General features: G+C 56.4%; 20 protein-coding genes. 7 read left to right on the top strand and 13 right to left on the bottom strand.

Features of this window, described 5'->3' with window-relative positions; all coding sequences use genetic code 11:
- Positions 1-84: 84 nt before the first annotated feature.
- Complete coding sequence (locus SH421x_RS26280) at positions 85-921, bottom strand: DUF4261 domain-containing protein (protein ID WP_488852996.1); 837 nt, start codon at positions 919-921, stop codon at positions 85-87.
- Positions 922-1,228: 307 nt separating this feature from the next.
- On the opposite strand from SH421x_RS26280, the gene SH421x_RS26275 reads away from it, so the two are divergent.
- Complete coding sequence (locus SH421x_RS26275; RefSeq protein ID WP_488852995.1) at positions 1,229-1,663, top strand: hemerythrin domain-containing protein; 435 nt, start codon at positions 1,229-1,231, stop codon at positions 1,661-1,663.
- A gap of 12 nt (positions 1,664-1,675) precedes the next feature.
- On the opposite strand, the gene SH421x_RS26270 is transcribed toward SH421x_RS26275, so the two are convergent.
- The 4 genes from SH421x_RS26270 to SH421x_RS26255 form a co-directional block, all read right to left on the bottom strand.
- Entirely contained in the window at positions 1,676-3,193 is a 1,518-nt protein-coding gene (locus tag SH421x_RS26270; protein WP_488852994.1) for a mercuric reductase, read from the bottom strand.
- Between the two features lie 215 nt (positions 3,194-3,408).
- Positions 3,409-4,674 carry a DUF1501 domain-containing protein gene (locus SH421x_RS26265; RefSeq protein ID WP_488852993.1) on the bottom strand — a complete coding sequence of 422 codons (1,266 nt, stop codon included), beginning with the start codon at positions 4,672-4,674 and terminating at the stop codon, positions 3,409-3,411.
- Between the two features lie 48 nt (positions 4,675-4,722).
- The gene (locus SH421x_RS26260) at positions 4,723-6,957 is read right to left on the bottom strand and encodes a DUF1549 domain-containing protein (protein WP_488852992.1); all 2,235 of its coding nucleotides are present in this window, start codon (positions 6,955-6,957) and stop codon (positions 4,723-4,725) included.
- The gene (locus SH421x_RS26255; protein ID WP_488852991.1) at positions 6,954-7,508 is read right to left on the bottom strand and encodes an RNA polymerase sigma factor; all 555 of its coding nucleotides are present in this window, start codon (positions 7,506-7,508) and stop codon (positions 6,954-6,956) included. Before SH421x_RS26255 ends, SH421x_RS26260 begins: the two co-directional genes overlap by 4 nt.
- A 378-nt stretch (positions 7,509-7,886) precedes the next feature.
- Between SH421x_RS26255 and SH421x_RS26250 the strand changes: the two genes are divergently transcribed.
- From SH421x_RS26250 to SH421x_RS26240, 3 genes are read left to right on the top strand one after another with little or no spacing between them, the layout of a single operon-like run.
- Positions 7,887-8,372: a hypothetical protein gene (locus SH421x_RS26250; protein WP_488852990.1), complete on the top strand. Its 486-nt coding sequence runs from the start codon at positions 7,887-7,889 to the stop codon at positions 8,370-8,372.
- 11 nt (positions 8,373-8,383) lie between these two features.
- The gene (locus SH421x_RS26245) at positions 8,384-8,953 is read left to right on the top strand and encodes a SelL-related redox protein (RefSeq protein ID WP_488852989.1); all 570 of its coding nucleotides are present in this window, start codon (positions 8,384-8,386) and stop codon (positions 8,951-8,953) included.
- Complete coding sequence (locus tag SH421x_RS26240; RefSeq protein ID WP_488852988.1) at positions 8,950-9,297, top strand: VOC family protein; 348 nt, start codon at positions 8,950-8,952, stop codon at positions 9,295-9,297. The genes SH421x_RS26245 and SH421x_RS26240 overlap by 4 nt, the downstream gene beginning before the upstream one ends.
- Positions 9,298-9,461: 164 nt before the next feature.
- Here the strand turns inward: SH421x_RS26240 and SH421x_RS26235 are convergent, their stop codons facing one another.
- Entirely contained in the window at positions 9,462-10,202 is a 741-nt protein-coding gene (locus tag SH421x_RS26235) for a leucine-rich repeat domain-containing protein (protein WP_488852987.1), read from the bottom strand.
- A gap of 120 nt (positions 10,203-10,322) precedes the next feature.
- On the opposite strand from SH421x_RS26235, the gene SH421x_RS26230 reads away from it, so the two are divergent.
- Together SH421x_RS26230 and SH421x_RS26225 are read left to right on the top strand one after the other, a co-directional pair.
- The gene (locus SH421x_RS26230) at positions 10,323-10,544 is read left to right on the top strand and encodes a hypothetical protein (protein ID WP_488852986.1); all 222 of its coding nucleotides are present in this window, start codon (positions 10,323-10,325) and stop codon (positions 10,542-10,544) included.
- A gap of 86 nt (positions 10,545-10,630) precedes the next feature.
- Positions 10,631-10,858 carry a hypothetical protein gene (locus SH421x_RS26225; protein WP_488852985.1) on the top strand — a complete coding sequence of 76 codons (228 nt, stop codon included), beginning with the start codon at positions 10,631-10,633 and terminating at the stop codon, positions 10,856-10,858.
- Here SH421x_RS26225 and SH421x_RS26220 read toward each other — a convergent pair.
- Positions 10,848-11,624 carry a hypothetical protein gene (locus SH421x_RS26220; RefSeq protein ID WP_488852984.1) on the bottom strand — a complete coding sequence of 259 codons (777 nt, stop codon included), beginning with the start codon at positions 11,622-11,624 and terminating at the stop codon, positions 10,848-10,850. The two genes, SH421x_RS26225 and SH421x_RS26220, sit on opposite strands and share 11 nt — an antisense overlap.
- Positions 11,625-11,733: 109 nt before the next feature.
- Between SH421x_RS26220 and SH421x_RS26215 the strand changes: the two genes are divergently transcribed.
- On the top strand, positions 11,734-12,552 hold the full coding sequence (locus SH421x_RS26215) for a shikimate dehydrogenase family protein (RefSeq protein WP_488852983.1): 819 nt from the start codon (positions 11,734-11,736) through the stop codon (positions 12,550-12,552).
- A 421-nt stretch (positions 12,553-12,973) separates the two neighbouring features.
- Here SH421x_RS26215 and SH421x_RS26210 read toward each other — a convergent pair whose 3' ends face one another.
- The 6 genes from SH421x_RS26210 to SH421x_RS26185 form a co-directional block, all read right to left on the bottom strand.
- On the bottom strand, positions 12,974-13,552 hold the full coding sequence (locus SH421x_RS26210; RefSeq protein WP_488852982.1) for a hypothetical protein: 579 nt from the start codon (positions 13,550-13,552) through the stop codon (positions 12,974-12,976).
- Between the two features lie 102 nt (positions 13,553-13,654).
- A complete protein-coding gene (locus SH421x_RS26205; protein ID WP_488852981.1) occupies positions 13,655-14,143 on the bottom strand; it encodes a DUF2752 domain-containing protein in 489 nt (162 codons plus the stop codon).
- Positions 14,140-16,074 carry a tetratricopeptide repeat protein gene (locus SH421x_RS26200; RefSeq protein ID WP_488852980.1) on the bottom strand — a complete coding sequence of 645 codons (1,935 nt, stop codon included), beginning with the start codon at positions 16,072-16,074 and terminating at the stop codon, positions 14,140-14,142. Before SH421x_RS26200 ends, SH421x_RS26205 begins: the two co-directional genes overlap by 4 nt.
- A gap of 112 nt (positions 16,075-16,186) precedes the next feature.
- Entirely contained in the window at positions 16,187-17,494 is a 1,308-nt protein-coding gene (locus SH421x_RS26195) for an APC family permease (RefSeq protein ID WP_488852979.1), read from the bottom strand.
- A complete protein-coding gene (locus SH421x_RS26190) occupies positions 17,491-18,231 on the bottom strand; it encodes a class I SAM-dependent methyltransferase (protein ID WP_488852978.1) in 741 nt (246 codons plus the stop codon). Before SH421x_RS26190 ends, SH421x_RS26195 begins: the two co-directional genes overlap by 4 nt.
- Positions 18,232-18,235: 4 nt before the next feature.
- Positions 18,236-18,991, bottom strand: coding sequence for a platelet-activating factor acetylhydrolase IB subunit (locus tag SH421x_RS26185; protein ID WP_488852977.1), 756 nt, complete (start codon positions 18,989-18,991; stop codon positions 18,236-18,238).
- Between the last annotated feature and the right edge of the window lie 145 nt (positions 18,992-19,136).

Below are 19,136 nucleotides of genomic sequence, written 5' to 3'. Positions count from 1 at the left end.
AGATAGCCAGACTGGGCACTTATGCACACGCTATCTTGGATTTTCAGGTAAATTGCGCATGAATTCGCCCACTTTGGCAGAAATTCAGTCACGAACGCCCGATTTGTGACCCCCATTGGGGGCGATATCGACGACCGTTCGGTATGGGGGCGCAAGTGACTGCTCGCCTCGGTGGCTCCAGAATTGGCCCGGTCGGATCCCGGCGATGGCGTCCCCTGCGGCAACTTTGCCGGTCTCGAATAGAGTACACGCAGCGCGATAAAGCAGCGAAGTCATCAGTTGGGCGTCGATGCCGCGAAAGTGACATTGCACGTCCGGAATCCCCAAAGTCGCCAGCCCCACGCTATCGACCAGCGTATCGCAAGCAGAAGCGTCGGTGCCATCTTCATATTCGACGACGCGAAACTGGCGGAGATGAATCGCGCCGGGGGCCAGCCACGGGTTTTCTCCTACCGAATCGACCGCCGCGAGAAAATCTTCCGGCGAAACGAACGAACGCGACGCCGCCCAATAGATCGCATCGCACGGCGCTGTTTGAAGGAAGGCCGTGATGAGCTGTTGAATCATGCGGAGTCTACGCGCCGCCGGCAGCTGAGTCGCACGTACGTCGGCAATCTGGATTTCAAATTTGCATTCGGCTGCAATCTCGCGCGCTGCGGGCCAATTCCACGATTGTTCTAAAGCTTCGGTCCATGCTTCGTCACACGTTTCGGTATCAAGCGGCGCCGGAGTCGCGATCCATTGCGCCTTTTCATACTCAGGGGCGGTACGGACGAAGGCCAGGATTCCCTCTTCGCGATCCCCATCCAAAGGAGCGGCGTCGGGCGCGTGCTTCTCTAGATTGGTGAGGATTGTCCCCTTGTGCAGCGCGGGCCGCGCACGAAAGAGGAGGCGAACAACGTACGCTTTGGCGGCTTCCAACGTTGTAATTCCTATACAGGCTTAAGGGGCGGACTTCGTCGCAAGCGAGGCCTCGAGTAGGCTTGCCCGCAGTAAAATGTTCACGCCGCATTGTAAACGAAACGTTTGCGCACCGCGAATTTAGCGCCCTCACTCTCTCTAGGCGAGGCTCCCAGAAAGACGCGTTTTTTGCCAGAATATCGGCTGATTGTTGCATCTGCTTGCGATTATAATGCAAGTACGCCTTGCCTCTGATCACTGTCGTCGCCGCTGGGAATTGCGACCACCGGCTCCACACAAATCTACTCTTTGGTTGGAGTAAGGACCGATGACAGAGCAAACGATTCGGCTTGATTTTCATGCATTGCTGCTGGAGCATGACCTGCTCCGCAACATTCGGAGAGTCCTATCTGCGGACGATAATGGGCGGACCGAGTGGATTTCGCTGACCGAAATGCTCGACGAGCTTTATGATCGACTCGACGAGCACTTTCTGGCGGAAGAACAGGGAGAGTACATGCGTGAATCGCTCCGCCGAGCACCTCATTTGGCAGCGGAAGCCGCGCGACTTGCCGGTGAACATCCGTTGTTTTTAGCAGAGATCAAAGCGTGTCGCATAGAAGCCGACGATCAATCGCCCCCTTACTCTGCCGAGTTAAGAGGACGATTTCGGAAGTTCGCCGAGCGCTATTTGCATCACGAACATCATGAAAACTCGCTGGTGCAGCGCGCGTTCGACGTCGATATCGGCGTGGGTGACTAAGGCGCCCAAGACTTAGCGACGCTGCCAGGACAACCATTTTTGGAACAAGGTTTTCACTAGGGGAGAAAGCTTGGTCCGATTGTATTGATCCGCGATTCGTTTCAAAACTTCGACCTGAGTCGGATAGCAATGGATCACGTCGGCCAGCGTGTCCAATTTGCGCTTAGTCGACATCAGTAAGGTGATCTCGCTGATCATTTCGCCGGCATGCGGCGCTACGATCGTTGCACCGACGATTTTGCCGGTTCCGCGGCGCGTGTGGATCACGGCGAAGCCGCTTGTTTCGCCGTCGACCATCGCCCGATCGACCTCTTTCATCTCTTCGCGATAGCTGTCGATCAAGATTCCTTGTTCCTGCGCTTGCGCCGGCGTCATCCCGACATGCGCCACTTCGGGATCGCTATAGGTTGTACGCGGCATGATCAAGTTTGAGAGCCGCGCGTTTCCGTAGAAGAGTGCATTGCGCAAACAGGCCCGCGCCATCGCGTCGGCCGCATGCGTAAACTGATAACTGCCGGCGATGTCGCCTGCCGCAAAAATTTGCGGGTTCGTCGTCTGTAAGCGATCGTTGACGATCACCCCTTTTTTGTTGAACTCAACTCCAGCCTTATCGAGTTCGAGACCTTCCACATTCGGTCTTCTGCCGAGCGCGACCAGGATCGCATCGACTTCCAATATTTTCGATTCGCCAGCCGCTTCGATGGTCACCTGTGTCACGTCTCCCACTTTTTCGACATGGGTGACCAGATGATTCAAGTGGAGCTGAACCCCTTCTAGCTTCAGTTGTTGAAGGACTACTTCGCTGGCGCTGGGGTCTTCACGCGAAAGAATACGTGACTCGCGCTCGATCGCGTGGACCTCGCTTCCAAATCGACGAAACGTTTGCGCCATTTCTGTTCCGATCGGTCCCATGCCCAGCACCGCCAGACGCGCGGGTAACTTCGTTAGCGAAAAAATTGTTTCGTTGGTCAGATAACCAGACTCTGCTAGTCCAGGGATCGGGGGAATTTGGGGGCGTCCTCCCGTGGCGATCACGCAGCGTGCGAACTTGATCGTTTGACCGTCGACGCGGACTGCATCGGGGGCCACAAACTTTGCAGCTCCTAAGTAAACGTCGACCCCCAGATTGGCGAATCGCAAAGCCGCATCATGGCGAGAGATGTCGGAACGCACGCGACGCATTCGCTCCATCACGCGCGCGAATTCGACGCGTGGGTCGCAGACCGGATTGACTCCGTAAGCGGGCGCCGTTTGGAAGGCATGCGCCGCTCGAGCCGCGCGGATCAAGCTTTTGCTTGGTACGCAGCCAAAGTTCAAACAATCCCCCCCCAGAAACTTGCGTTCGATCAGCGCTGACGTGCCGCCGAGACCCGCCGCCCCAAGCGCAGAGATAATGCCGGCCGAGCCGCCGCCGATGGCGATTAAATTGTAACGCCCGCTGGGGATTGGATTGCTCCAATCGTCGGGATGGACATGTTTCACCAGCGCCGCATTGTGCTCGTCGGCGGGAAGCATTTCGATCGAAGTCATAAGCGAGTACTGGCTACCAATTTTGGGGAAACGGCGGCGTTAGGGGGCGCTTGGTATAGAAATATGGTACTCAATCTGCTTCGAGGCGGCTGCAACCATAAAAAAAGCCGGCGTCTTTCAAAAGACGCCGGCTTGGTTGCGAAATGCGAATGCTGGCTCGTGGGGCTCTTTTTGCAGCGCCGTCCGTCCATGAGCGCTCGTGCTTTGATCTTGGCTTAGGCGATCAGTTCTTTGATCACTTTGCCGCCGTTGGCGATTTTCATCGGCCGGCCATTCTTGCTGGTGAACGTCGTTTCGAGCGAAATGCCCATCGCTCGGCACACGGTCGCCATCATGTCTTCGGCCGAGTAAGGTTCGGTCTCAACGCGAGTTCCGTCGTCACTGGTCTTGCCCACGGCGATGCCGCCGTTGATGCCGCCGCCTCCGACGACGGTGCTCCAGCTGCGGGCCCAGTGATCACGGCCGGTGTTGCCGTTGATCCGCGGGGTGCGGCTAAATTCGCCCATCCAAACGATGGTGGTGTCTTTCAGCAGACCGCGTTGTTCCAGGTCAGTCACCAGAGCTGACATCGCTTGATCCATGCCTGGCAGTTTGGTGTCAGCCAAGGTATTGAAGATGTTGGTATGGTTGTCCCAACCGCCCAGGTCGACTTCGATGAAGGGTACGCCCGCTTCGACCAGACGACGAGCGAGCAAGCAGCCTTGGCCGAAGCCGTTGGTGCCGTACATCTCTTTCATCGCTTCTGGTTCTTCAGCGACGCGGAACGCTTTCATTTGTTCGCTGGTCATCAGGTTGACCGTCTTGTTCAAGATCTTGGCGTGATCTTCGGCGGCTGGGCCACGACGTTGGCTGATGAAACCGTTTTCGACCAGCTTCAACATTTCGAGTCGCTTGGCGAGAGTTCCTTCGCCCATGCCAGACATCTTCAGGTTGCGGACTTGGCCGTTGCTGCTAACGGTGAACGGCGCCCAGCTCATACCGAGGAAGCCTGGTCCAACGCTGCCGCCGCCGACCGAAACGAACGGCGGAATTTCTAGGTACGGACGTTGGTCAAACAACTCGTGCGCGACCACCGAACCATAGCCGGGGTGTTCGATGTTGGGATTCGGGACGTAGCCGGTGTGCATGTAATAGCGACCACGATTATGATCGGCTTCACGAGTGCTCATCGATCGAACGACCGACAGGTGCTTCATGATCTTGGCGGTCTTGGGCAGGTGTTCGCAGATTTGCAAATCGCCGGTGGTCGAGATCGGCTTGAACGGCCCGCCGGTGGTTTGTCCGGGCTTCAGATCCCAGAGATCCATGGTGCTGGGGCCGCCACCCATCCAAAGCATGATGCAGCTTTTGCCGCGGCTGGTCAGGTCGGCGGCGTTGGTGCGGATGGCGTTTCCCATCATCATCGCCGGAGCGACCATGGCCGAGGCGCCCGCCATGTGCTTCATAAAGTGACGTCGCGACATCCCGGTGGGAATGGACATAGTGTTCTCCGATTGGATAAAGGGCGATTTGCCTGGCTTGGAAGTAGTTTAGTGATCGAGCAAAAACTCGTTGCTGTTTAGCAGAGCCCACCAGATGTCTTGCAATGCGGCGGGCATTTCATCTTGGCGAGCGGTCAAAATTTGACTGATCGCTTTCCGTTCGCGACCGTTGGGCTTGCGCGCCAAAGCGGCCAAAAACAAGTGATCGATTTTTTCGCTGGGTGACATGCTGCTGTGGATGACGCTTTTCAGCACGCCTGAGTCGAGTCGAGTCGCTTTTTCCATCAAGCGGCCATTCATCATTTCGAGCGATTGTCCGTACGAACCATCTAATGCATGTTCGACGGTTCCCTCGTCATCCCCCATCTCGCGAGCAAATTGTCCCAACCATTGATGACGCGCGGCCGAATCAGCGATCAGCGCCGGTGCGCGTCGCGATTGGGCGACCATCTCCAACGACTGATACAGCTGCTCGGCTTCCATCTGACGCGAGTAATAGTGGGAGAACAGCGGGCGACCGCTATAGGGTTGATCCGCTACCTGATCGGCCCCTGTTTGATCGGGACCAGCTTGGCTGGAAAGCTGGAACGCATCGGTTAACGCCATCCACCGCATCAGACGTTTCAGGTCGAAACCGCTTGCGGCGAAATCGCCAGATAGTTCCTGTAGCAGTTCGGGATGGGAGGGGGGATTATGCTTCCCCATGTCGTCTACCAGCGGCGTAAAGCCAACACCAAAGAAATGTTGCCACATGCGGTTGACGGTCGCTTCGGCAAACATATCACTGTGGGTAACGTATTGGGCCAAGTAATCACGGCGATTCACATCGCTGACGCGCCCGCTGGGCGGAATCGGCTCGGCGCCGGGAAATTGTGGATAAGCGACATCGACAACGCCGTTGTTGCGCTCGAAGTAGACAAAGCCATCTTCCGGCTTGTCCCCAGGCGGAGCGTAATCTTTGTCGACGACGCGAAAACTGGCTTTCTCCTTTTCGGCATGTGATTGACGGAAAAAGGCGTTCAATTGCCAATACTGACGTTGGTCAAACGCATCCCAGGGATGATTGTGACATTGCGAGCATTGAGCCTGACGGCCGAGGAAAACCTGGCAGGTTTTAGCGGTCGCTAACGTGGCGTCTTGATCCAGCAGCGAGCCAAGAAAGTTGACGGCCGGGTTATAGTCGGCGGCGCCAGGTTGGTTGCTGCCGGCGGCGGTCAACAGTTCGCGCGTCAGCGCATCGTACGGCTTACCGGCCGCGACGCTTTCGCCGAGATACTTTTCAAAGGCGGCGCGGTTGACGTCGCTGTTGTCGGTCATACCGGCGGCGCGACCGATCAGCGTGTTTGCCAATCGCGAACCCCAGTATTGGGCCAGTTCGTCACGATGCTGCTCACCGTACAAAATCTCGTTGACCAGCTTCTCGTCGCGATCGCGTCCGCGCTGCGAGGCAAAATGCTTGATCTCTTCGACCGAGGGAATCCGTCCTAGCAGACGCAAGTAAACGCGGCGGCACCATTCTTCCGGGGTTGCTTCGGCGGTTGGTTTGACGCCGGCATCTTTCCAGGCAGCAGCCAAGGCATTATCGATTTCCGTCACCACCTGCGCGTCGCTCTTGGCCAAAGTCGGGATCGGCTCAGCGATAATTTGCGGGCGAGGACCGGCGGTTTCTGGCTTGATGGGTTTCGTGTTGTTACCGGCGACTTGTGGAGCAGCCGCCGGAGAAGGCGTATTGCCCGCCATTTGCGGCCTCGGCTGATCAACGCCAGGCACAATCTGCTGATCTTGATCGTTGTCGCCGCCAGCCGGTTGAGCGAGTCTTACTGGAGTTCGCGGTTCTGCATTGGTTTGCGGCGCAATCGATGGATCGAGCTGCTCGGAGGCAACTTGCTGATTCTCCAGTTGGTTGCTTTGGATGACCCAAGCACCAAAAACAACTAAAGCCAGCAGTGCGATCGACATGCCGCCGGAGACGATCCATTGACGCCGCCGCGCCCAGATCGTGCGACGCCGCGCCAGTTCGCTGCGTGAGGAACCCAACTCGGTGATGTCCATTTCAGAAACGGCAATCTCCGACGCGGGACCATCGACCGGCGGATGCGTCGCGTGTAACGCTTCGTCGTAGATGGGTGCAGAGATCGGAGCCAGCCGAGCGGCGCCGTTTTGCGAAGGAGCGGTTTGCGAATGAAGTTGAGCCAGAATGCGCGCGGTCAGATCGGGCGGGCTTTTCTGTTGGAAATGCTCGTCTAGCAATGAATCGATCAGTGGTTCGTTGCGTTCGGTCATGACTTGCGGGTCGACAGTTGATCTTCCAGTCGCAGTTTTCGTTCGATGCATTCGCGTAGTTGCGACTTGGCGCGTTGCATCAGATTTTTCGCTCCATGTTCGCCTACACCAATGGCGTCGGCGATCTCTTGCCGCGATTTGCGACTTTCAAATCGCATTCGCAGCGCCGTTTGCGCTCGGTTGGAGAGTGACTCCAAGCATTGCTGCAAGACGGTGATGATCTCTTCTCCTTGATCGGCCGCAGTCACATGCCGCCAGAAGGCGTCGATCTTTTCGACGTCGTCGGTCACGATCAGGCGCTTTTGACGGCGACGCAGATCGATCAGCAAGTTGTGGGCGACCCGTCGCAGGTAGGCGGCGGTAGCAGCCCGATCAAAGTCGTCAAACGGTTTTTGCAAGACGCGTAAAAAGGTTTCTTGCGTCAGGTCCTCGGCTTCATGATCGTTACAGCCCAGTGAACGCAAATACCGCCAGACCCCTGTTTGGTGGGTCTGGATCAGGCAAGTTGCCTGGTCTGCGGCGTTTGGCAAATCGGAAGGCTGTTCGCTCATAGAAGCGGCCGGGATGGGCGAGAGTACTCAAAAAGAGGGTTGCGGAACACCGATTGCATCGCAAGTCGTTATTCTGTAATTGGTTAGCTTGCGAGACGAACCGCCTGAATCTTGAAGCCCGGACGTATTATTCTATTCGCTGCGACGAGTTATTCGAGAAATTTGCTTTGCTGTAAGGCCATCGTACAGCGAATTGGTGGCAAAGGGGGGCTGTTTGCTTACTATTCGCACTCGGCGGCGGATCTCCTTTAGTTCGGTTCGTGCCGAGACCCGTATTTTATTGTTCCGTTGCCGGCTCTTCTTTCCATGACGGGCGACTTACAGCCGATACAATGCCGTTAGAGGGAGTTACCTGCAAATGCTAGGGAGAGAGAATCGATGCTGCGTCATGTCATGATTCTGGGGCTGATCTGGGCGATTCCGCTGGTCCTGACCGCCGAGCTGTATTCGCAGGAGGTCCGCGTTTTGCCGGGTTCGCCTGCGTTGCCAGCAGGTTTGGTGGAGTACATGCGATGGCATGCACAGCTACAGCGTGAATCATTGCAGCTGTTTACCAACTACCTAGAGCAGCGGGTCAAAGAGAAACAAGTTCCGCGTGGGCTGTTCCTCAACGCCAAAGCGATCCAACTACAAGCCGAACTCGCCGCGACCGCCGATCCAACCGCCAAAAAAGAATTGCTGTCTCAAATGACGAAACTGTACGACGAGCGCGTTCGACTGGACGCCGCTTCGCCGGACACCACTTGGTACGGCGTCAATCGGGCTCAGTTAGGAGAATCGATGAAGCGTGAGTATCAGCTTTTCGAGCAACAAGCGGCCGCCAGCCCACAGCAACCCGCGAAGTCTGCGTCCAAAAAGAAATAAAGAATCCAACGATGAGAACGACGGCAAGTCGAAATGGTTTGACGATCGGTGATCCTGCGCCCAAAGTGATCGTCCAAAATTGCGAAGGCGAGCGTGTCGCACTGGCCGAGCGCTGGAGCTCGCGTCCGCTGCTGATTCAATTTGCTCGGCATTTGGGCTGCCCGTTTTGTCGGGATCGCGCGAAGCAGTTGAAGCTGGGCTATCCCGAGATTCTGCAACATGGTGGCGATGTCGTCTTTATCACCATGGGTCCGCTGGAACGCGCACAGCAATTCAAGGCTGGCCTGCAATTGCCGTTTGACGTGCTAGTAGATCCGCATTGCTCGGCCTATCAAGCGTATCGCGTTCCGCGCGGCGACATGCTGCAGATCGCCGGCCCTAAAGTTTGGCTGTCAGGTCTCGGCGCGGTCGTCCGCAGCGGCGTGGGCCAGCCGACCGGGGACCTATTGCAGTTGCAAGGAACGTTTGTCGTCGACACCAGCGGCGTGTTGCGATTGGCGCACGTACCGCGTCATTCGGCCGATCATCCTGCGATGAGCGAGATTTTATCGGCCCTCGATCCACAGCCAAGCGAAACATGAAAGCAGAACTATTTGCCGTCGAAATCCGCACCGCGCGGTTTGCAGCGATGCTTGACTGGTATCGTGACGTGTTGCAATTGCAAGTCGGCATTCGCCAGACCGACGAAGGCTATGCGCTGCTGGTCAGCACTGGATGTCGCATTGCCCTGCTCTCGCGTGAAGATGCGACCGCCGGTCAGGCAATCATCAGTCTCGCGATCGAAGTCGATGATTTCGACGTCTGGCGCGAGTACCTCAACAGCAAAAGCATCCCGCTAGTCGCGCAAGACAGCCCCGAAGGGTTCCGAGAATTGGCGCTGAGAGACCCGGATGGGAATCGGGTGAAATTGTTTGCTTGGAGATGATTTTGGAACATGACGAATGTCGAAAGAAGCACGAATTCAGTATGTCGAATGAGTGGACAATCCAAAACGAGGTGATCGGTCTGGTTGCGATGGCATAGACTTGAACGACGAGGTCTACCTTACAAATTCGACATTCGAGTTTCGATATTCGGCATTTTCTCAACTCAATGCGTGTGCTGTACCTCCGTCTCTGGCAGCAACTTCTGTAACCGTTTGACGCCTGCGGCGGTGATTGGGGTTTCGTGGAGGTAGAGATGCTTGAGCGTCTTGAGTTTCGCCAGCTCTGCGATGGCGTTATCGGTTACTTGGACATCGACCAAAAAGAGATCCTCCAATTGCGGCAGTTCGGCCAAAGGAGCGATCCCGGCGTCGGTGATTCCGGTACGGGCCAGACTAAGCACTTTCAGCGTCTTTATTTTGGCCAAATGCGGCGTCGCGGCGTCAGTAATGGTGGTGCGAAATAGCGTTTGTTCGACGTCGGTGATTACGCTGCCGCCCAGATAAAGCTCGCGCAGTTGAGGCAGATCCTCGAGATGGACCAGCGCTTGGTCGGTGATTGGCGCGCCGCGCAGGTCGAGGACTTCTAAATTCGGCAGTCCGTCGATGATCGCTAGTTCTTGGTCCGTCAGCAGCAGCGGATAGCGAGTTGCCACGACTTGGATTTGGTCTGCGCCGTTGCGGCCAACTTCGAGGCCGATCTCACGAAACTGGGCGACCACCTCGTTTTCGTCGCTGGGATCTGCCGGAAGCGGCGGGGGGGCGGTCGCGATCCAGATACCCCCGCCGATCGCCGCCAAGACGCAGCACATCACCAGCAGCGCAGACGCTGCGATGACAAGTTGCGAGAGAAACGATTCTCGTGCGGGGCGCTGAGGTTCGAGTGACATCGGGCCGATAGGAGTCATAAAGGAGCATTGCGATGAGCGGCGACGCGCTTTAGTGTAACGCATAGCGAACCCGAAAGAATCCATCGCCATTGAGCGATGCTTGGCTGGGACAACGAATAATCAGACTGGAGAGACGCGATGCAACAGATCAAAATTTTTATGTCGGTCGAGAGTGAAGTTTCGCAAACCGAAGCAGAAGTGAATGCCTGGCTGAAAGAGAGCGGCGTGCGCGTCCTGCAAATTTTTGGCAATATTGCTCCGCAAACGTCGCCGCTGGGAGAAACGATCGGAACCGCATCAGGACCGCTTCGTTTTCCGCCTTCCGACGTGATTTTGGTCGTGCTTTACGAAACCGCCTAAGAACCAAACCCGTCAGCCCTCCGTAGAAAGCCCACGGCAGCAAGGAGCACCGGAACAACCGCAAACTTTACGGAGAAAGTGACGCTATGCAGCGATCGGGACAAACACGTAGATCAGCCAACGGCTTGCGCGGCTTCGCCAGCATGCTGCTGATCGAAGGTTGCGGGCTGTTGGCGATTGCCGCGATGCTAGGAGCCCCGGTGAATGGGCTCGCTCCATCAGCCAACAATCAGACGCATTCGGTCGCATGTACAACCTGGGGCGCCAGCACGCCGTTGGCGGCATTGTTGCGGTTGCTGCAGATCAGCGAGTAGTCGACAGCGAATTAGCCGGTGGTGAATTATTTGCTAGCGGCAGCAGCACTGGTTCTGCTTCTTTGGGCTGTGAGCCGTGTTTCTCAATCAGCATCCAAGTCAGATAATAGACCGCCATTGCGGTCAAAATGGTCGAAGCGAAAAAGCCAGCCGCCGGGGAGCTGTCAAACGCTCCCATCACTTGCCCAAGTCCAAGCGCGGTGATGATCAGCACGGCTTGCGAAAGCGGGCCATTTCTCTCGGTCGCGATCAACCAAGCCGCAAGCCAAGTGAGAATCGCCAGCGATGTCAGGCACGCCAGCAGCATCCCGGTGTATTCGAGCTGCAGCGGCAGCGTCCGTAGCGCTGCGCAGAATACCGCGATGAGCGTGGTCAGTCCTAATATTTCGGACAGCGAAAATTGACGCTTGGGCATCGTGAGGAAGCGGCTCGCCAATAGGGGGAACGCGATCATGCTGACCAGCGTCGAGAGAGAAGCCAGCCAGACTTGCCAGGAAAGGGGAGTTAGCCGGGCCATCAGCAGAGCAACTGCGACTGCCGCCCCCAAACAGACGACCAAGCGAAACGCGAGTTGCCGTCGCGGTGAAAGCCCCAGATAAATCGCCCCCGCACCGCACTGAGCCAGCAATCCCCCAAGCAGCAAAATGCCGGGCAGACTGCGAGCACCCCATTTTTCGGCCGCAGTCAGCAGTGCGGCATCGACCGCCAAAGTGGCCGCCAGGAAGAGCAAACGGAGTAATCGAAGGGGAGTCATACCCTTTAGCATGCTTGCCGCCTATCGCCAAGGGAAGCGCCGCAGCGGTCGGGGTCGTTGCATCACGGCCCCGAAAGCTTCAGAATGTATCGGCCGTATCGATTTTCCTGGCGCCCACCACATGACGCACGAAACCCTGCAAGAGATAGTCTGTTCGCTTGGCTTTCCCGCCGCCGGAAATCCAACGCAGTACGTCATGGAAAAATGCTTCGAGGCCGCCGGCTGCGATTGGCGCTGCCTGACGCTAGAAGTAGAGCCGGGCAACTTTGGTGAAGCGTTGCGGGGCGCCAAAGCTCTAGGCTTTTTGGGCGCCGCAATCGCCGCCCCCTTCTTGCAAGAAGCAGCGACGTTGGTCGACGAAAAGGGGCCGGTTGTCGAGATCGGCGGGTTGGCCAATTGCATCGCGATTCGCGAGGGCAAGCTGTATGGTGAAAACACCGAAGCGGCCGCCGTGGCTGCGGTGCTGACAGAGATCCACGATAAGCGTATCGTCATCGCCGGCGCTGATGGCCGCGGGCGTGCGATCGCCGCCCAGTTGGCGGCGTTGTCGCCGCAAAAAATCACGATCTTCGCGGCGGCTGACGAGCCGGGCCAGTCGCTGGCGTTGCGTCTGCATGACGAATACGCAATCGAGACCGCGTACGAACTGGCCGCCAAGCCGCTGCCGCTGGTCGATGTCGATATCGTGATTCAAACCGGTGACGACAACGACCCGCTATTGTTCGATCCGCAGACCATCACTACCGAGATGACGATCGTCGACCTGGCGATTACGCCCCGCGATCAGCTCGGCCAGGGCGTCAAAGAGGTAACAGCGACGCTCCACGACGGGCTCACCATCGCAGCGCACTCGCACGCGATCAATTATCGCATCTGGACCGGCAGTGAGCCGGACGTAGTGATGATTCGTGAGACGTTGGAAGAGTATCTGGGCGTCTAATCGCCGACTGATCCAAAGTGAATCGTCGCAACACCAGTCCGAGGCGCTAGTTTTGAAGTTTTGAAGTTGCGCTATTCGCCCCAAAAAGAATGGAACGCGGCAAAGCCACTGAGGAAGAACGGAAAAACGCGGTAGGAACGAAGTCGAAAACGTTCACACTAGCCCGCAGCGCCAGCGAGGGAACACGCTGGGCGATGCCAACTCGGCCTGAAGTAGTCACCGGATTCCCTCGCTGGCGCTGGCGGGCTAGTGTCCTATCGGTTCGAAATAGCGCAACCTCAAAAGGCGCGAGCCGAGGGGATGCGGTTTGAATCGGTGCAGAGAAAGCGATTCGCTTCGATCCGCCAAGCGGTTTCCGGCCGTTTGTTTTCCGCCAACGTTCACATTCGCAATTAAGTTGTCAACAGACTTTCTTCGACAGCTATTCTTGTGACGTGGACAACGCCCAAACAATGATTCGTTGCTCGTCCATCCATGTGTAGGACTCGGTACAAGTTCTTAATTTTCCTCTCTCTAGATAGACCACGATCGTCTCCTTCACGGAAATCTTATCCGAGACATCAAAGCATGCCGATAGGTCGGGTTTTTTCTCCGGCCAATCCTCTTGAGGAAATTGAATTGAGCGAGTACGCAATACGACTGGATGCTTCACAAATGGGTCATCTACGAGGGCGGGAACAATTGCCAGTTGGCGGAATAATTCAGAGAATTTGAACACCTGTCCGTCAGGAGATCGCTTAAAAGAGTATTCCTTAACGAACTTATGAACATCTATTCCTCCATCCCGGACGTCCTCGCCTAGCGATTTAACAACATCCTCGATGACGCCTGGTCCTGTGACAATATCTGTGTTTCTCAGCAGCTCAAATGTGAATTGCTCTGCAACGATATCGACTCCAGGAGGCAGATCACCAGCTAGGCACTTGTCAGGTTCAGCGTTTTGGCTGGCCATCATCAAAATTGTAATGAGGAATATCACCAAAACTCTGGTCTCGATCATCTTCATTCTCCACATCATATGTTATTAGCCCGGTAGGGTGCGTCTGGACCTTGGTATTACCCACATTTCTACAACGCTGCTATTTTTGGGCGAGGCTATTTCTTACAAAAACTTTACGCCCCACTGCACTAGCATCACGGCGAAGATCGCCGAGAAGGTGACTGCGGCGGGGATGCCTAGATTCCAGGACGGCAAGCCTTGCCGGATTCGCCAGAGCTGGGCGATGCGGTAGGGAATCTGAAACAGGACGACGCCATACAGGAGAACTCCAGACGGATTGAAGGCGAGTGAGCCTGCCAAGTCGCCGTGCGAGAGTAAGATGAAACTGCGCGTCAGTCCGCAGCCAGGGCAATCGATTCCCCAATAGAGTTTCATGCCGCAGCTAGGGGGAAGCGCTGCGCTGATCCAGGGGACGTAAACCGCTTCGCCGGATTGAAAATTGAAAACCAGCGACGCGATCAGCACTGCCGAGGCCATCGCTAGCATGACGCAATGAAACGTGAGCAGCGATTTCTCGCGTGGCTCTTCGATCAAGTATTCGTCGAGCGGCGTCGCATCGATCGCATCCGCCGCGTCACCAGAGGTGCTCACTTGTCCGCTTTCTCTGCACTTTTCTCGGCAGCGGGAAAGAACGAATCAGGATCGACCGGCGGTTGCCAGCGAACGAGTGGGCCGACATGCTTTTCGTAGGCGTCGGCAAAGCGAGCATATTTTTCGCGAATCTCCAGGTAGTGAGGCATTTGCTCCACGGCCTCGGTCTGGCATTCGACCGCTTTCGCGTACTCTTTGTTCGCGAAGTAGCAGTGCGCGAGCGTGTCTAGGTAGGCGCCTTCGCCGGGGGACAATTCTAGCGACAGCAGACTCGCTTCGATCGCATGGTCCAGATCGCCGTAGGTGTTGCCAACTAACCAGGCGTATTGATTTAGTTCTCGCGTGTAGGTGCGCAGATCGCTGCCCAGGAATTCAATGCCGCGGCCATTGCGTTTGAAGAAGTCCCAGTGCTTTTGGAAATCTTCGACCGTCTTTTTGAATTCAGCCCGAGCGTCTTCGATTTTGGGCCGCGCGTATTCGAGCCATTTCGAGTCGTCAGAAATTCGATGCATCATGATCAGCACGTCGACCTCAAACGGGTCACGCTCGTTCGCTTTTTTCAGTTCGGCTTGAGCGGCGGCGACGTCTCCTCGCTGTTCGGCGGCGCGGGCCAAAAAGTAATGGTAACGGGCTCGATCGCCTTCGGCTTCTTCTGAAGTTTTCCCTCGTTTGTTTTCGGTTTCGTAGATATCGATCAGCGGCTTGTAGGCGGCGGCGGCGTCATCAAACCGCTTTTGATCCGACAGCATTTCGCCCAGTTGGCGCGTCGGCCAGGCGCTGTACTGCGGGCTGAACGGGCCTGCTTTTTCGATCACGCGGCGATACTCACGCTCGGCCCAGCGGATCAAGCCTCGTTCATGCAGTGAGTGGGCCGTGAGAAAGACGTTGTCGAGCGCCGTGTTATTCATGTCATGCGCCTGATCGGCGACCACGGTCGCTTCTTCGATCTTGGCTTGCACTAGTTTCGCTTCGGCCAACAGATACAGCAGCATCGCTTCGGCGGCGAAACGGCCGTTGACTTCGCCTGCTTTCCCCTGCTGAGGATCGGCATAGTGAGTGGCCAGCTCTTCAACGATTTGAGGTCCGCGTTGATTTAGCAGCCAAGTGGTGACGTCAATTAGTTCTGAGGGGGAGCCTTGGCTGATGCGGATCACTTGACGCATCGTCGCCAGCGAATCGTTATCGCGTCCCAGTTTGCGTTGCTGTTCGACTTGCCAGCGCAGCAGATCTTGCACGATGTGCCGCGTTGTTCGTTCGGGACGACCGGCAAACGTTTGCAGCTCTTGCTCGATCAACGCTTGGCGCTGATCGACAGCAGGCGCCGGATCTTCAAGGCTTACTTCGTACAGTCGCAGCCAAGTTGGCCCGGTCCGCTGGCTGGTTCCGATTTCGGTGGAGATCGTCTTTTGGACCTGCTCGATCGATTCGGGTGAGAGTCCAAGTTGTTGGTTGAGCGAGATGACCAGCGCCGCTTCTTTCGAGAGCCGCTCCGAGATTTCTAGTCGACTAATGCGCGACAGGGCCGAGACCGCGTCCATTGACGTCAGCTCGCCTAGTTGGCCGATCAGGCTGCTCCGTTGATCTTCGTCTTGTTTGCTGTATCGCGTTAGGATCGCGCGGACTTCGGGGCTGTAATCTTCGCGGGCCCAATTGACGTTCAAACTGCGCGCCAAGTATTGCGAGCGACGAGCGATTTCGAGATCGCGATGGTTCATCGCTTCGTAGACTTGATCAAACGCTGCGACACCGATGGTCGACAATTCGCTTTGGGCACGCTCACGAATCGCAAAATTGCGATGTCCCAACTGTTGGATCAGTTGCTCAATCCGGTCATGAGACGGATCTTCGCTCGCGGCGGCCAGCACGCTGGACGCGGTGACGAAGGTCGACAATAACGCAAGCAACAGCACAAGTATCAGGCGGCCGCCCATGGGAGCCCTCCGCAAATGGATTCGCAGCTAGGATTGATCTCACTCAGAATAACCGCTGAGTCAAAGCCGAAGCAAGGTTGTTGGCCGCAGGCAGTCCCCCCGCAAGTGGCGGTTACGGCTCCGCTGGCTGTTGGATACCAGCTGGAGTCCGCGTCCGAATCACCCAAAAGACCGCGATACCTAGGCCAAAAGTGATCGCCACCGGCAACAGCGCCCAGGGTTTTCCGATCGCAAACAATACGGCCGAAACAAGCGTTCCCAGTAAATATAATACCGGCGGCAAGCTAGCAAGACGAAGCAGCGGCCCTTGCCGAACCGATGGCAGCAGTGCACAGCCCACGGTTAAAGCGGCGCACAACGAGAGCGTGAGCCCTAAATAGTCGAGCAAATCTTTGAGTCGCGAATAATACAAAATCATGCTGATCGCCAAGACGCTTTGCAGCGCGATCGCGGTTTGCGGGGCCGACTCTTGGGCGCGAAACGAATGATGCAAAAAACCATCCTCGGCCATTTTGGCGTACACCCGCGGCGCGGCCATGATCATGCTCATCACCGAAGTGAATAGCGCGATCACGATGGTGGCGCTGACCAACTGCGAGAGCGGTTTGCCGCCGATCGCCTCGGCGGCGATCGCGGCAACCTCCGCCTGATTAGATATCGCAGTCGGCGGCGGTGCGAAAACAAAGACGCAGTTCAACATGACGTATAGCGCGATCACGATCGCCGTGCCAAGCAGCAGCGACTTGGGCACGTCACTTTCCTGCTTCGCTTCTCCGGCGACATAGACGGATGCATTGAATCCCAAATAGCAAAACGCGATCCAGACCAGCGAATTGCCAAATGAAAAGGCGAAGCTCCAGCCTTCGGGTTGATCGGCGACGGGGAGCGGCGCTCCTTGCCAATCGATACTAGAAGTCATCGCCAAGCAGAGAAACAGCCCAAGCAGGGCCAGCTTGAGCAGCACCACCACGTTCTGCAGTCCAGCTCCCAGACGTGCCCCCAGTCCATGCAACAGTCCGCACGCGCCGACGGTCACAATCGCGACCGATCCGCTGACCAGCGGGTAATCGATGTTGTGAATCACGTACTTCTCCAGCGTAATCGCCGCATAGGCGATCGCACCGGTAAAGCCGGCCAGCAAAGAGATCCAGCCGCCAACAAAGCCAGCCGCCGGATGCAGCGCCTTCGAGAGAAACAAATACTCTCCGCCAGACTCCGGCATGACGCGACTCAGTTGGCCGTAACTTAGCGCCCCCATCAGCGCGATGAAACCTCCCACGATCCACGCAATAACTACCCAGCCCGGCGAACCGACGCTTCCCAGCGTATAGCCCGAGGTTGTAAAGACGCCGGCGCCAACCATGTTGGCGATCACCAAAAATGTCAACGTCCAGAGGCCAAATGCGCGACGATCGCTCATTCAGCCCCCTTTTTGCGAAACCGCAGGAAGTAATTTTCCGAGAACTTTTCGATCTTTGGTTCTTCCTCCAGCACGAAGCCTGCTTGTTCAATCTCTTGGCGAAATGTCTCTTTGCCAGCGCGAACATGCTCGATCGTCCACGCGCGCGACGTTCCGGGAATGCGATTGAAGTCGATTACGACCAGCGAACCATCTTCACGCAGCGCGCTGCGGATCGACGCCAACGTGGACTGCGGATACTCAAAGTGATGGTAGGTGTCGCAGATAAAAACAAGGTCGACCGAGTTCGGAGGCAACTGAATCGAACGCTCTCCACCCAGCACGCAGGTGATGTTGGATAGACCTAACTGACCGGTGCTATCGCTAATATGCTGCAAAAACTTGGGAGAAATATCGACTGCATAGACCCAGCCGGTTGGACCAACCGCGCGAGAAAACAATCGCGTGTAAAAACCGGATCCAGCGCCGACATCAGCAATGAGCAGGCCCGGCTTTACGCCGGCTGCTTTTAATACTTCTTCGCGCGCATGAAAGACTTCGCGACTTTCGACTTCAAACCGCTCAATCCACGCATCAACATCTAGCGACTCATCTAGAAAGGTAGAGTTGACGCCGGGTTTGACGCTTTGCTCGACCGGTGGTGCAATCTCTTGGGCCCCGGCCGTAGCGGCCGCGACCATCCCTAGTAGGATGGTCGCGTGGAGTACATATTTACGGCAATGCAGCGGCATTGGCATGTCCTTACTTTTTCGGCTGGTCGCCCATCAACTTGGCGATCGTCGGTTCGACAGCTTCGGCCCACATGCGATAACCTTTTTCTTTGGGGTGCAACAAGTCGGGCATGACTTCCTTCGACAGCACGCCATCTTCGGTCAAGAAGGTGTTGTTGATGTTCAGGAAGAAGACATTCTTGTTGTCGGCCAGATCTTTGATGATCTCGTTCGTGCCGTCGTTCAGCTTGCGCATCTGATCATCTTTGGTGGCGCTGCGGGGGAAGATGCCCAGAATCAAAACCTTGGTTTCCGGCAATTTTTCGCGCAGTTCTTCGACAATCAGCTTGATGCCGGCGGCGGTGTCGGCCGAGGGGTCTTTGCGATGGCCGACGTTGTTGGTGCCGATCATCAGCACGGCCAGTTTCGGCGACATGTTGTCGAGGGCGCCGTGTTCAAAGCGCCAGAGGACATGTTCGGTGCGATCGCCGCTAAAGCCGATATTGTGGGGATTGCGGTCGGCGTAGAATTCAGCGAAGACTTCTTTGCCAGCGTTTTCCCAGCCATGGGTGATCGAGTCGCCAATCATGAGCAGGTCGATTTTATCTTGGGCTTTGGCGGCAGCCAGTTTTTGGGCATGGCGATCGGTCCACCATTTGTCAGGACGCGCTTCAGGCGTCACCGCTGGAGAAGTTTTTACCGCTTCTTGGGTCGCAGCGTCTTGGGCGTGCGAAATCGAACCAAAGACGAGGGAGGCCAGCAGTCCAATTATCCAGATACGCAGCATGGTGAGTCTCAACTATGGGGTAGGTGGTGCGATAAGTCGATAACAGTCAGCCGAGCCAAGTGAGCCTGACTTCCTTAATATTCTAGTTTCTTCCGGCGCCACTTGCACGCCAACCTAGGGAATCGGTTATTTTCAAAAACTGAAT

The sequence above is a fragment of the Blastopirellula sp. SH421 genome, assembly GCF_057808535.1.
Note: the sequence above shows the minus strand (reverse complement) of the source record. Positions and strands in the feature narration are given on the sequence as shown.

Coding starts and splice junctions, on each gene's coding strand:
- SH421x_RS26275 (WP_488852995.1), top strand. CDS start 1,229: ATGACAGAGCAAACGATTCGGCTTGATTTTCATGCATTGCTGCTGGAG.
- SH421x_RS26270 (WP_488852994.1), bottom strand. CDS start 3,193: ATGACTTCGATCGAAATGCTTCCCGCCGACGAGCACAATGCGGCGCTG.
- SH421x_RS26265 (WP_488852993.1), bottom strand. CDS start 4,674: ATGTCCATTCCCACCGGGATGTCGCGACGTCACTTTATGAAGCACATG.
- SH421x_RS26260 (WP_488852992.1), bottom strand. CDS start 6,957: ATGACCGAACGCAACGAACCACTGATCGATTCATTGCTAGACGAGCAT.
- SH421x_RS26255 (WP_488852991.1), bottom strand. CDS start 7,508: ATGAGCGAACAGCCTTCCGATTTGCCAAACGCCGCAGACCAGGCAACT.
- SH421x_RS26250 (WP_488852990.1), top strand. CDS start 7,887: ATGCTGCGTCATGTCATGATTCTGGGGCTGATCTGGGCGATTCCGCTG.
- SH421x_RS26245 (WP_488852989.1), top strand. CDS start 8,384: ATGAGAACGACGGCAAGTCGAAATGGTTTGACGATCGGTGATCCTGCG.
- SH421x_RS26240 (WP_488852988.1), top strand. CDS start 8,950: ATGAAAGCAGAACTATTTGCCGTCGAAATCCGCACCGCGCGGTTTGCA.
- SH421x_RS26235 (WP_488852987.1), bottom strand. CDS start 10,202: ATGACTCCTATCGGCCCGATGTCACTCGAACCTCAGCGCCCCGCACGA.
- SH421x_RS26230 (WP_488852986.1), top strand. CDS start 10,323: ATGCAACAGATCAAAATTTTTATGTCGGTCGAGAGTGAAGTTTCGCAA.
- SH421x_RS26225 (WP_488852985.1), top strand. CDS start 10,631: ATGCAGCGATCGGGACAAACACGTAGATCAGCCAACGGCTTGCGCGGC.
- SH421x_RS26220 (WP_488852984.1), bottom strand. CDS start 11,624: ATGCTAAAGGGTATGACTCCCCTTCGATTACTCCGTTTGCTCTTCCTG.
- SH421x_RS26215 (WP_488852983.1), top strand. CDS start 11,734: ATGACGCACGAAACCCTGCAAGAGATAGTCTGTTCGCTTGGCTTTCCC.
- SH421x_RS26210 (WP_488852982.1), bottom strand. CDS start 13,552: ATGATCGAGACCAGAGTTTTGGTGATATTCCTCATTACAATTTTGATG.
- SH421x_RS26200 (WP_488852980.1), bottom strand. CDS start 16,074: ATGGGCGGCCGCCTGATACTTGTGCTGTTGCTTGCGTTATTGTCGACC.
- SH421x_RS26195 (WP_488852979.1), bottom strand. CDS start 17,494: ATGAGCGATCGTCGCGCATTTGGCCTCTGGACGTTGACATTTTTGGTG.
- SH421x_RS26190 (WP_488852978.1), bottom strand. CDS start 18,231: ATGCCAATGCCGCTGCATTGCCGTAAATATGTACTCCACGCGACCATC.
- SH421x_RS26185 (WP_488852977.1), bottom strand. CDS start 18,991: ATGCTGCGTATCTGGATAATTGGACTGCTGGCCTCCCTCGTCTTTGGT.